Here is an 11,822-nt window from a genome sequence, read left to right as displayed (position 1 = left end):
AGCGAGGCTTGCCCGCGAAGGCGGCGTGTCAGTCAGCATTAATGTTGAATGTGTCGACGTTTTCGCGGGCAAGCCTCGCTCCTACAGGGGTGATATGTAGTTATCAGGAACAGAGGTGGCTTGCCTGCCTCTGCAACGATCAAAGATTTCCGGAGTACGCCATGGCCACCGCCATTCCCCTGAACGCGGGCACTGACCCCACCTTGAAGCAGCGGCTCAAGCACGCCGAGCGGATCAACCGCTGGAAGGCCCAGGCCTTGATCGCGCCCCTGGTGCTGTTTCTGTTGCTGGTGTTCCTGGTGCCGATCGTGGCGCTGCTCTACAAAAGCGTTGGTAACCCAGAAGTGGTCGGCGGCATGCCGCGCACTGTGGCGGCCATCGCCAGTTGGGACGGCCGCGGCCTGCCCGCCGAGCCGGTGTACAAAGCGGCCAGCGAAGACCTCGCTGAAGCGCGCAAGAATCAGACCCTGGGCGACTTGTCCAAGCGTTTGAACATGGAGTTGGCCGGCTACCGCAGCCTGCTGACCAAAACCGCCCGCGCCTTGCCGTTCGCCACTGAACCGGCCTCTTATAAAGAAGCGCTGGAAGGCCTCGACGAACGCTGGGGCGACCCGGCCTATTGGCAAGCGGTGCGCCGCAACACCAGCAACATCACACCGTACTATTTGCTGGCGGCTGTCGATCATCGCATCGACGACCTCGGCGAAATCGCACCGGCCACGCCTGACCAGGCGATCTACCTCGACATCTTCGCCCGCACGTTCTGGATGGGCCTGATCATCACCGTGATCTGCTTGTTGCTGGCATATCCCTTGGCTTACTTGCTGGCGAACCTGCCGTCACGCCAAAGTAATCTGCTGATGATTCTGGTGTTGTTGCCTTTCTGGACCTCGATCCTGGTCCGGGTGGCCGCGTGGATCGTGTTACTGCAATCGGGTGGCTTGATCAACAGCGGCCTGATGGCGCTGGGCATCATCGATAAACCGCTGGAGTTGGTGTTCAACCGCACAGGCGTTTACATCTCCATGGTGCACATCCTGCTGCCGTTCATGATTCTGCCGATCTACAGCGTGATGAAAGGCATTTCGCCGACCTACATGCGCGCCGCGATTTCCCTCGGCTGCCACCCGTTCGCCAGTTTCTGGCGGGTGTACTTCCCGCAGACCTATGCCGGTGTCGGCGCCGGTTGCCTGTTGGTGTTCATCCTCGCCATCGGCTACTACATCACCCCGGCGTTGCTGGGCAGCCCGAACGATCAGATGGTCAGCTACTTCGTCGCCTTCTACACCAACACCAGCATCAACTGGGGCATGGCGACCGCACTCGGTGGGCTGCTGCTGTTGGCGACCGTGGTGCTTTATCTGATTTACAGCTGGCTGGTGGGCGCCAGTCGCCTGCGCCTGAGCTAAGGGGAGAATGAAATGCTGAGTCCTTATATGTCGCCCATTGAGCGGGTGTGGTTCTACAGCTTGCGGATTCTCTGCGGCTTGATTCTGTTGTTCCTGATTCTGCCGGTGCTGGTGATCATTCCGCTGTCGTTCAACTCAGGCAGTTTCCTGGTCTATCCGCTGCAAGGCTTCTCGCTGCACTGGTACCAGGACTTCTTCGCCTCGGCGGAATGGATGCGGGCATTGAGGAACAGCATCATCGTCGCTCCGGCGGCGACGGTGCTGGCGATGATCTTCGGAACGCTGGCGGCGATTGGCCTGACTCGGGGTGATTTCCCGGGCAAGGCGCTGGTCATGGCCCTGGTGATTTCGCCGATGGTGGTGCCGGTAGTGATCATCGGTGTGGCGAGCTACCTGTTCTTTGCGCCGTTGGGCCTGGGCAACAGCTTCTTCTCGCTGATCGTGGTGCATGCGGTGCTGGGCGTGCCGTTCGTGATCATTACTGTTTCGGCGACCTTGCAGGGGTTCAACCATAACCTGGTGCGCGCCGCTGCCAGTCTGGGAGCTTCGCCGCTGACGGCGTTCCGCCGGGTGACGTTGCCGCTGATTGCGCCGGGTGTGATCTCGGGTGCGCTGTTTGCCTTCGCGACGTCGTTCGATGAAGTGGTGGTGACGCTGTTCCTCGCCGGTCCCGAACAAGCGACGTTGCCTCGGCAGATGTTCAGCGGTATCCGCGAAAACCTCAGCCCGACGATTGCCGCTGCAGCAACCCTGCTGATCGCCTTCTCGGTGATCCTGTTGCTGACCCTCGAGTGGCTGCGTGGCCGCAGCGAAAAACTGCGCACTGCCCAGGTCTAAACCCACACACCATCCCCTGTGGGGGCGAGCCTGCTCGCGATGACGGACTGACATTCAATCTTGATGTCGACTGATACTCCGCTATCGCGAGCAGGCTCGCTCCCACAGGAGTTCAAGGTGTTTCGGGATGTTGGGTCATTCACAACCTGAATAGCAGACAAACCCCAATCCCCAGCTACTATTGTGCCCAGCTCCCCTATTTATAAGAGGCTGCGCACGATGAGTCTTTCCTCTTTCAAGATTGCTCACAAACTGATCACCGGCGCAGGTGCCATCGAGCAGTTGGCCGCCGAACTCACCCGCCTGGATATCGACAACCCGCTGATCGTCACCGACGCGGCGCTGGTCAAGTCCGGCACGGTCGAGCTGGCGCTGGCGCAGTTGGGCGATCGATCCTACGAAATTTTCGACCGTGTGCTGCCAGACCCGGAAATCGCCATCGTCGAAGACTGCATGCGGGTTTACCGCGAGGGCGGGCATGACGGTCTGATTGGCCTCGGCGGCGGCAGCGCCATCGACATCGCCAAAAGCGTCGCGGCCTACGCCGGTTACCACGGTGCGCTGGAGGATTTGTTCGGCATCGATCAGGTGCCGCGCAAAGGTCCGCCGCTGATCGCCATCCCGACCACGGCCGGCACCGGTTCGGAGGTGACCAATGTGGCGATCCTCTCCGACAAGGTCGCGCAATTGAAGAAAGGGATTGTCAGCGACTACCTATTGCCGGACGTGGCGCTGGTCAGTCCGCAAATGACCCTGACCTGCCCACGCAGCGTCACCGCCGCCAGTGGTGTCGACGCGCTGGTGCATGCCATCGAATCCTACCTTTCGGTCAACGCCTCGCCGATCACCGATGCCCTGGCCATCGGCGCCATCAAGCTGATCGCCAAAGCTCTGCCCAAGGCCTATGCCAACCCGTCCAACCTGCAAGCCCGCGAAGACATGGCCACCGCCAGCCTGATGGCCGGCATGGCCTTCGGTAATGCCGGGGTCGGCGCGGTGCATGCGCTGGCGTATCCGCTGGGCGGGCGTTTCAACATCGCTCATGGCGTCAGCAACGCCTTGCTGCTGCCGTATGTCATGACGTGGAACAAGATGGCCTGCGTCGAGCGTATGCAGGATATTGCCGAAGCCATGGGGGTGAGGACTGTCCATCTGAGCGCCAACGAAGCAGCGGACAAAGCCGTCGAGGCAATGACCGCATTGTGCGCGGCGGTAGAGATTCCGCCAGGGCTGCGCAGTTTCGGTGTGCCGGAGGATGCGATCCCGGCCATGGCCGTGGAAGCGGCGGGGATCGAGCGCCTGATGCGCAACAATCCACGTAAATTGAGCGCCGTCGATATCGAGAAGATCTACCGAGCGGCGTACTGATCATCGCGGCCACGTCGCGCGCGTCAAAGCATGAGGTATACAATGCGCGCCATCGTGATTCTGCTCAAAAAAGGTGCGTCATGCAGCCCTTCGTCATTGCTCCGTCGATTCTCTCCGCCGACTTCGCCCGCCTGGGTGAAGAAGTGGACAACGTCCTGGCCGCCGGCGCCGACTTCGTGCACTTCGATGTCATGGACAACCACTATGTGCCAAACCTGACCATCGGCCCGATGGTTTGCGCCGCGCTGCGCAAATACGGGGTGACCGCGCCGATTGACGCGCACCTGATGGTCAGCCCGGTGGACCGCATTGTCGGTGACTTCATCGAGGCCGGCGCGACCTACATCACCTTCCACCCCGAAGCCACGCAGCACGTCGACCGTTCCCTGCAACTGATCCGCGAGGGCGGCTGCAAGTCCGGCCTGGTGTTCAACCCGGCGACGCCGCTGGACGTACTCAAGTACGTGATGGACAAGGTCGACATGATTCTGCTGATGAGCGTCAACCCGGGCTTCGGCGGGCAGAAGTTCATTCCCGGCACCCTCGACAAGCTGCGTGAAGCACGCGCGCTGATCGATGCCTCCGGCCGTGACATCCGCCTGGAAATCGACGGCGGCGTCAACGTGAACAACATCCGTGAAATCGCTGCGGCTGGCGCGGACACCTTCGTCGCCGGTTCGGCGATCTTCAATGCACCGAACTACCAAGAGGTGATTGAAAAGATGCGTTCCGAACTGGCGTTGGCTCGTCCATGAGTGGCTTTGAGCAGCTGTTTCCGGGGCGTCTGCCACGGCTGGTGATGTTCGATCTGGATGGCACGCTGGTCGACTCGGTCCCGGACCTCGCTGTGGCCGTGGATAACATGCTGCTCAAACTGGGGCGTCAACCCGCCGGCATCGAGTCGGTGCGTGAATGGGTCGGCAATGGCGCGCCGGTGCTGGTCCGCCGTGCGCTGGCCGGCGGCATCGACCATTCGGCGGTCGACGATGGCGAAGCCGAGGGCGCGCTGGATATCTTCATGGAGGCTTACAGCGAGAGCCATGATCTGACCGTGGTCTATCCCGGCGTGCGTGACACCCTGAAATGGCTGCACAAGCAGGGTGTCGAAATGGCGCTGATCACCAATAAGCCGGAGCGCTTCGTCGCGCCACTGCTGGATCAGATGAAAATCGGCCGTTACTTCAAATGGATCATCGGCGGCGACACCTTGCCGCAGAAGAAACCTGACCCTGCCGCGCTGTTTTTCGTGATGAAAATGGCCAACATCCCGGCCTCGCAGTCGCTGTTTGTCGGCGACTCACGCAGCGATGTGCTGGCGGCGAAAGCGGCAGGGGTCAAGTGCGTGGCCCTCAGCTACGGTTACAACCACGGTCGGCCGATTTCGGAAGAGTCGCCGGCGCTGGTGATCGACGATCTGCGCAAGCTAATTCCCGGTTGCCTGGATCCAGCCGCTGAGATAACGTTGCCCGACGTTGCTCAATCCCCTTCTGGAAACGCCATCGTGGTGGTCACTCGCAAACTCTGGATGAAAGTCATCAAGGCCCTGGCCCGCTGGCGTTGGCGCGCCTGACTCGATTCTGGCCGGCTTTCCGGCGCGTTTGCATACCTGACTGTTAGCACCTCAAGCCACGAGGCTACCCCATGATCCGCGAAGAATTCCTGCGTTTGGCCGCTGCCGGCTATAACCGTATCCCGTTGGCCTGCGAAACCCTGGCCGACTTCGACACGCCGCTGTCGATCTACCTGAAACTGGCCGACGAGCCAAACTCCTACCTGCTGGAATCGGTGCAGGGCGGGGAGAAGTGGGGCCGTTATTCGATCATTGGCCTGCCGTGCCGCACGGTGCTGCGGGTTCATGATCATCACGTCAGCGTGACCCACGACGGCGTCGAGATCGAAAGCCATGAAGCCGAAGATCCGCTGGCCTTCGTCGAAGCATTCAAAGCCCGCTACAACGTGCCAACCATTCCCGGCCTGCCGCGCTTCAATGGCGGTCTGGTGGGTTACTTCGGTTACGACTGCGTGCGCTATGTGGAGAAACGTCTGGGCAAATGCCCGAACCCGGATCCGCTGGGCGTGCCGGACATTCTGCTGATGGTCTCCGACGCGGTGGTGGTGTTCGACAACCTCGCCGGGAAGATGCACGCCATCGTGCTGGCCGATCCGTCGCAGGACGATGCATTCGAGCAAGGCCAGGCGCGACTGGAAGAGCTGCTGGAAAAACTCCGTCAGCCGATCACCCCACGCCGCGGCCTGGATTTCAGCAAGCAACAGTCGGCTGACCCGGTATTCCGTTCGAGTTTCACCCAGGACGATTACGAAAAAGCCGTCGACACCATCAAGGAATACATCCTGGCCGGTGACTGCATGCAGGTCGTGCCGTCGCAGCGTATGTCGATCGACTTCAAGGCTGCGCCGATCGATCTGTACCGGGCGCTGCGTTGCTTCAACCCGACGCCTTATATGTATTTCTTCAACTTCGGCGACTTCCACGTCGTCGGCAGTTCGCCGGAAGTGCTGGTGCGGGTCGAAGACAACCTGATCACCGTGCGCCCGATTGCCGGCACTCGCCCACGCGGGGCTAACGAAGAGGCCGATCTGGCGCTGGAAAAAGACCTGCTGTCGGACGACAAGGAAATCGCCGAGCACTTGATGCTGATCGACCTGGGCCGCAACGACACCGGCCGGGTCTCGGAAATCGGTTCGGTGAAGCTCACCGAGAAGATGGTCATCGAGCGTTATTCCAACGTGATGCACATCGTCTCCAACGTCACTGGCCAATTGAAAGCCGGGCTGACGGCGATGGACGCGCTGCGGGCGATTTTGCCGGCGGGCACGTTGTCGGGCGCGCCGAAGATTCGGGCGATGGAAATCATCGACGAACTGGAACCGGTCAAGCGTGGCGTCTACGGCGGGGCGGTGGGCTACTTCGCCTGGAACGGCAACATGGACACCGCCATTGCGATCCGCACGGCCGTGATCAAGGACGGCGAGCTGCACGTGCAGGCCGGCGGCGGCATCGTCGCCGATTCGGTGCCGGCGCTGGAATGGGAAGAAACCCTGAACAAGCGCCGCGCGATGTTCCGCGCCGTAGCCCTGGCCGAACAAACCCCGGACGCCTGAGTTCACGCAACATCTGTGGGAGTGAGCCTTTGTGGCGAGGGAGCTTGCTCCCGTTGGCCTGCGAAGCAGGCCCAATCGACGACTGCTTCGCAGCCGAGCGCGAGCAAGATCGCTCGCCACAATAAGTGTTCAGCATAAAAAAACGCGGCGTCTGTGAGGGCGCCGCGTTTTTTTTGCCTGATGTTTAGAAGTCCAGCGCAACGCCTACGTTAATGCCTTGCTGGGTAAAGTCATCATCCTTGCGAATGTCATAACTCGCCCGCAAAGCCAGGTCCTTGGTGAGGTTGTGGCTCACGCCCAGGTTCAGGCGGTTCAGGTTGGTCTGTGGGGTATAGCCGGCCAGGGTGTAGCGGTTGCTCGGCAGGCTGTTGAGGTTCATGGTCACATCCTGGGTATCGTCGTTGTACTCACGCTCGTGAGCCAGTTCGCCGAAGACTTGGGTTTGCGAGGTGATCTGGTACTTACCCTGGAGGCCAAGGCCGAGACGCCGGGAAATGCGCGATTGGTCGTCGAATGTCAGCGCAGTGGAGTCGGCGCCATTCTCCGAGTAACCGTCGACTTCAACTTTGGCGAAATCAGCGCTCACGAATGGCGACAAGTGCCACGGGCTGCTCGCCATCGGCGCGATGTCGTACCCCACGCGACCGCTGAAAGCCACCAGATAGCCGTCGGTATCGCCTTTCTCCCCGCGTTCATTGACCCCCAGCTGGAATTTACGTTTGAGGCTGTCGTAATCCAGATGCCCGGCCGTCACGGCCGCGTCACCCCACCAGCGATTCTGCTGGTACTGGGCGAACGCCGTGCCCATGTAGGTATTGAGCTTGTAGTCCGAATCGTTGTCGCCGGCTTCGAGCTTCTGGTTGTAGAAGCCCGCCGCCAAACCTACACGCCACGCGTCATTCAGCCGGTAGCTGCCACCGATGTTGAGGTTGGCGCCATTGCCGTCAGCACTGGCACCACTGCGCTGGCTGTCGAAATCCTGGTGCTGGCCGCCGCCGGCGACAATCGCTCGCCATTGGCCCACGCCTTGCCAGTTTTCCCAATCGGCCAGCCATTGGTTGCGCAACTCATCCTGATGAGAGCGCAGCGTACCCTGGGCCATTTGTGGCAACAGGGTGGCTTCCCACGGCGCGGCCAGCAGCGAGTAAGCGTAATCGGCAATCAGACGCTGCCCGGCTTCGGTCGGGTGCACCGAGTCGTTGTAGATCAGCTTGGTCGGGTCCGGCGTCGCACTGTTGATGCCGTAACGGGCGTTTTCGGTACAGCTGCTGCCGCTGAAACAGGTGGCGCTCAGGTTCTGGTCGGTGGCCAGGCCGAACTGCGCCGGGTTGGAAAACGTCTCTTTGAGCAGCACCGGAATGTTGAGCGGGATGACGTTGGCATTGACGTTTTGCAGTTGGCTCACCAGTTCGGTGTTGAACTGAGAACTGAGCTGGGATGTGAACGCTTGCAACGGGGTGCCGTTGAAGGCCGGGGTAAAGCCGATGTCCGGCAGCAGCCAGACCATGATGTAGCGAGCACCGGCCTGTTGCAGGGTTTGCACGCTGCTGACCAGACGATCGGCGGCAGCGCTGGCCTGGGGCAGGCTGGTCACGCGCCCCTGAAGGAAGTCATTACCACCGCCCGAAATGTAATACAGCGCATTCGGGTCGGCGCGGAAATTGTTCGACGGCAGGTAGCCTGCCCGGGTGCGATCACCCGTGGCGGAGGTGCTGGTGATCGAGTCGAGAATCTGGTCGGTACGATAACCGCCGACGGCCCAGTTGTTGCCATCGGGCTGGCCATTGCTGGCACGTACCGCCGAGGACGATGAGGCGGTCTGATCCGCCGAGAACCCCAGTTTCCCCCCCAGGATCTGTGTGGAGTTGAGCGAGCGGACTTCACCGTTGCCATCCAGGTAAACCGGCCCCGTGCGGTTGGTATAGCGCTGGGTCGAGCCGGCAGGCCCGCCCGTGTCGGCAAAGGTCCCGGCATCGTTGAGACTGTCGCCGAAGACGACGAAATTGGAGTAAGGGTTAGGCGCGGCGATCGCCTGGGCGCAGGCTGCGGCGAGCAAGCATCCTGCGAGCGGTACAAACAACGTCTGTTTGATCATGAGCAAGTCCGTTTATTTATTGTTGTAGTGAACGAAACGACAGTACCAAAAACTTCCGGCCTTTTGCCATCGGTCGCGAACCCTTCGATTGTTTCGCAGCCAGTCGCCACGGCCATATTGCACGCTCTGCCCAGCTAAGTTACTGTGCCGAGACGTATGAATGAGACCTTCCCCGTGTTGATCATCAGCAAACTTCTGGATCAAGTCATCAAGGCACACGCCCGCTGGCGTTGGCGCGCCTGAATTCTTTTGCCGGCCCCGCCGGACCTGTACCGCTTTGCCTTCTTCACCCGTATGACATACCGCTTTGCTGGCGCACCCGGCGACTGAAAAAGCGCAGGACGCTGCGGGTAATCATTCGAAGGCTGTATTAAAAGTCAGTGAATTCAAGAGGTTCCAAACGCCATGTTGCTGATGATCGATAACTACGACTCTTTTACTTACAACGTTGTGCAGTACCTCGGTGAGCTCGGCTCCCAGGTCAAAGTCGTGCGCAACGATGAACTCACCATTGCCGACATAGAAGCCCTCAACCCTGAGCGCATCGTCGTGTCCCCCGGTCCTTGCACACCGACCGAAGCCGGCATCTCGCTCGACGTGATCAAGTATTTCGCCGGCAAGCTGCCGATACTCGGCGTCTGCCTCGGCCACCAGTCCATCGGCCAGGCCTTTGGCGGTGATGTAGTCCGCGCCCGCCAAGTCATGCACGGTAAGACTAGCCCGGTATTCCACGAGGACAAGGGCGTGTTCGAAGGTCTGAATCATCCGCTGACGGTGACGCGTTATCACTCGCTGATCGTCAAGCGCGAAACCCTGCCCGATTGCCTGGAGCTGACCGCCTGGACCCAGCTCGAAGACGGCTCGATCGACGAGATCATGGGCTTGCGCCACAAGACATTGAACATCGAGGGTGTGCAGTTCCACCCCGAGTCTATCCTCACCGAGCAGGGCCACGAGCTGTTCGCAAACTTCCTCAAACAAACCGGCGGCACGCGCTAAGGACTTTTCATGAATATCAAGACAGCCCTGAGCCGTATCGTCGATCAGCTCGACCTCAGCACCGATGAAATGCGCGATGTGATGCGCGAAATCATGACCGGGCAATGCACGGATGCGCAGATCGGCGCGTTCATGATGGCCATGCGTATGAAGAGCGAAAGCATCGATGAGATCGTCGGCGCGGTCTCTGTCATGCGCGAGTTGGCGGACAAGGTCGAACTCAAGACCCTCGACGGCGTCGTCGATGTGGTCGGCACCGGCGGTGATGGTGCGAACATTTTCAACGTCTCGACGGCTTCCTCCTTCGTAGTCGCTGCAGCCGGTTGCACCGTAGCCAAGCACGGTAACCGTGCGGTGTCGGGCAAAAGCGGCAGCGCCGATCTGCTGGAGGCGGCCGGGATCTACCTGAACCTGACCCCGGTGCAGGTGGCTCGCTGCATCGATAACGTCGGCATCGGTTTCATGTTTGCCCAGACCCATCACAGTGCCATGAAGCACGCCGCCGGCCCGCGCAAGGATCTCGGCTTGCGTACCTTGTTCAACATGCTTGGCCCGCTTACGAATCCGGCCGGCGTGAAACATCAGGTGGTGGGCGTGTTCAGTCAGGCGTTGTGCCGGCCACTGGCCGAAGTCTTGCAACGTCTGGGCAGCAAGCACGTGCTGGTGGTGCACTCGAAGGATGGCCTGGACGAGTTCAGCCTGGCGGCGCCAACCTATGTGGCAGAACTGAAGAATGACCAGATCACCGAATATTGGGTCGAGCCAGAAGACTTGGGCATGAAGAGCCAGAGCCTGCACGGCCTGGCAGTGGAAAGTCCGGCGGCGTCCCTTGAGCTGATTCGCGATGCTTTGGGCAAGCGCAAGACCGAGAACGGTCAGAAAGCCGCCGAGATGATTGTGCTCAATGCCGGTGCGGCGCTGTACGCCGCCGACCTGGCGACCAGTTTGAAAGAAGGCGTTGCCCTGGCGCACGATGCGCTGCACACAGGCCTCGCACGGGAAAAACTTGAGGAGTTGGGTGCATTTACCGCGGTATTCAAAGTGGAGAATGAGGGATGAGTGTACCGACGGTTCTGGAAAACATTCTGGCCCGCAAAGTCCAGGAAGTCGCCGAGCGTAGCGCCCGTGTGAGTCTGGCGGAGCTGGAAAGTCTGGCCAAGGCGGCCGATGCACCCCGTGGTTTTGCCCAGGCATTGATTGCTCAGGCCAAGTCGAAACAACCGGCCGTCATTGCCGAAATCAAGAAAGCGTCGCCAAGCAAAGGCGTGATCCGCGAGCACTTCGTTCCCGCCGACATCGCCAAAAGCTACGAGAAGGGCGGCGCGACGTGCTTGTCGGTGCTGACCGATATCGATTACTTCCAGGGTGCCGATGCGTATCTGCAGCAGGCGCGGGCAGCGTGCAACCTGCCAGTGATCCGCAAGGATTTCATGATCGACCCGTACCAGATCGTCGAAGCCCGTGCCTTGGGCGCTGACTGCGTGTTGTTGATCGTCTCCGCACTGGACGACGTGAAAATGGCCGAGCTGGCGGCCGTGGCCAAAAGCGTCGGCCTTGATGTGCTGGTAGAAGTCCATGATGGCAACGAGCTGGAGCGGGCCTTGAAAACCCTCGACACGCCACTGGTCGGCGTGAACAACCGCAACCTGCACACCTTCGATGTCAGCCTGGAAACCACCCTTGACCTGTTGCCACGTATTCCGCGTGATCGCCTGGTGATTACTGAGAGCGGCATTCTCAACCGGGCCGATGTGGAACTGATGGAAATCAGCGACGTGTACGCGTTCCTGGTGGGCGAGGCATTCATGCGCGCTGAAAGCCCGGGCACTGAACTGCAGCGCCTGTTCTTTCCTGAGCGCGGCGGTCCGGTCAGCGGTTCGACCCTCGACTGATCAGGCTCAGGCCGAGTCGACCCCATCGCGAGCAAGCTCGCTCCCACATTGGATCTGCGGTGTCAGCAAACTCCTTGTGGGAGCGAGCTTGCTCGCGAT

General features: G+C 60.5%; 10 protein-coding genes. 9 read left to right on the top strand and 1 reads right to left on the bottom strand.

Annotated features, from left to right (window positions below; translation table 11 throughout):
• Positions 1 to 161: 161 nt before the first annotated feature.
• From QMX98_RS26455 to trpE, 6 genes are all read left to right on the top strand, one after another.
• Positions 162 to 1,409 (top strand): ABC transporter permease, encoded by a 1,248-nt coding sequence (locus tag QMX98_RS26455; protein WP_010467183.1) that lies wholly within the window; start codon positions 162 to 164, stop codon positions 1,407 to 1,409.
• Between the two features lie 12 nt (positions 1,410 to 1,421).
• Positions 1,422 to 2,246: an ABC transporter permease gene (locus tag QMX98_RS26450; protein WP_010467184.1), complete on the top strand. Its 825-nt coding sequence runs from the start codon at positions 1,422 to 1,424 to the stop codon at positions 2,244 to 2,246.
• Between the two features lie 219 nt (positions 2,247 to 2,465).
• Entirely contained in the window at positions 2,466 to 3,614 is a 1,149-nt protein-coding gene (locus QMX98_RS26445) for an iron-containing alcohol dehydrogenase (RefSeq protein WP_102595488.1), read from the top strand.
• A gap of 80 nt (positions 3,615 to 3,694) precedes the next feature.
• A complete protein-coding gene (rpe, locus tag QMX98_RS26440; protein WP_008035979.1) occupies positions 3,695 to 4,369 on the top strand; it encodes a ribulose-phosphate 3-epimerase in 675 nt (224 codons plus the stop codon).
• Positions 4,366 to 5,184 carry a phosphoglycolate phosphatase gene (locus QMX98_RS26435; protein WP_077747320.1) on the top strand — a complete coding sequence of 273 codons (819 nt, stop codon included), beginning with the start codon at positions 4,366 to 4,368 and terminating at the stop codon, positions 5,182 to 5,184. Before rpe ends, QMX98_RS26435 begins: the two co-directional genes overlap by 4 nt.
• A gap of 71 nt (positions 5,185 to 5,255) precedes the next feature.
• Complete coding sequence (gene trpE, locus QMX98_RS26430; RefSeq protein WP_010467190.1) at positions 5,256 to 6,737, top strand: anthranilate synthase component I; 1,482 nt, start codon at positions 5,256 to 5,258, stop codon at positions 6,735 to 6,737.
• 184 nt (positions 6,738 to 6,921) lie between these two features.
• Here the strand turns inward: trpE and estP are convergent, their stop codons facing one another.
• Positions 6,922 to 8,832 (bottom strand): esterase EstP, encoded by a 1,911-nt coding sequence (gene estP, locus QMX98_RS26425; RefSeq protein ID WP_282411603.1) that lies wholly within the window; start codon positions 8,830 to 8,832, stop codon positions 6,922 to 6,924.
• Positions 8,833 to 9,237: 405 nt separating this feature from the next.
• Here estP and QMX98_RS26420 point away from each other — a divergent pair, with 405 nt between their 5' ends.
• Genes QMX98_RS26420 through trpC form a run of 3 tightly spaced genes read left to right on the top strand, consistent with a single transcriptional unit; the run spans position 9,238 to position 11,723 of the window.
• A complete protein-coding gene (locus tag QMX98_RS26420; protein ID WP_282411602.1) occupies positions 9,238 to 9,831 on the top strand; it encodes an aminodeoxychorismate/anthranilate synthase component II in 594 nt (197 codons plus the stop codon).
• A 9-nt stretch (positions 9,832 to 9,840) separates the two neighbouring features.
• Positions 9,841 to 10,890 carry an anthranilate phosphoribosyltransferase gene (trpD, locus tag QMX98_RS26415; RefSeq protein WP_282411601.1) on the top strand — a complete coding sequence of 350 codons (1,050 nt, stop codon included), beginning with the start codon at positions 9,841 to 9,843 and terminating at the stop codon, positions 10,888 to 10,890.
• Positions 10,887 to 11,723 carry an indole-3-glycerol phosphate synthase TrpC gene (trpC, locus tag QMX98_RS26410; protein WP_010467200.1) on the top strand — a complete coding sequence of 279 codons (837 nt, stop codon included), beginning with the start codon at positions 10,887 to 10,889 and terminating at the stop codon, positions 11,721 to 11,723. The genes trpD and trpC overlap by 4 nt, the downstream gene beginning before the upstream one ends.
• The last annotated feature ends 99 nt before the right edge of the window (positions 11,724 to 11,822 follow it).

The sequence above is a fragment of the Pseudomonas sp. PS02303 genome (genome assembly GCF_029959925.1).
Taxonomy (GTDB): domain Bacteria; phylum Pseudomonadota; class Gammaproteobacteria; order Pseudomonadales; family Pseudomonadaceae; genus Aquipseudomonas; species Aquipseudomonas mandelii.
Note: the sequence above shows the minus strand (reverse complement) of the source record. Positions and strands in the feature narration are given on the sequence as shown.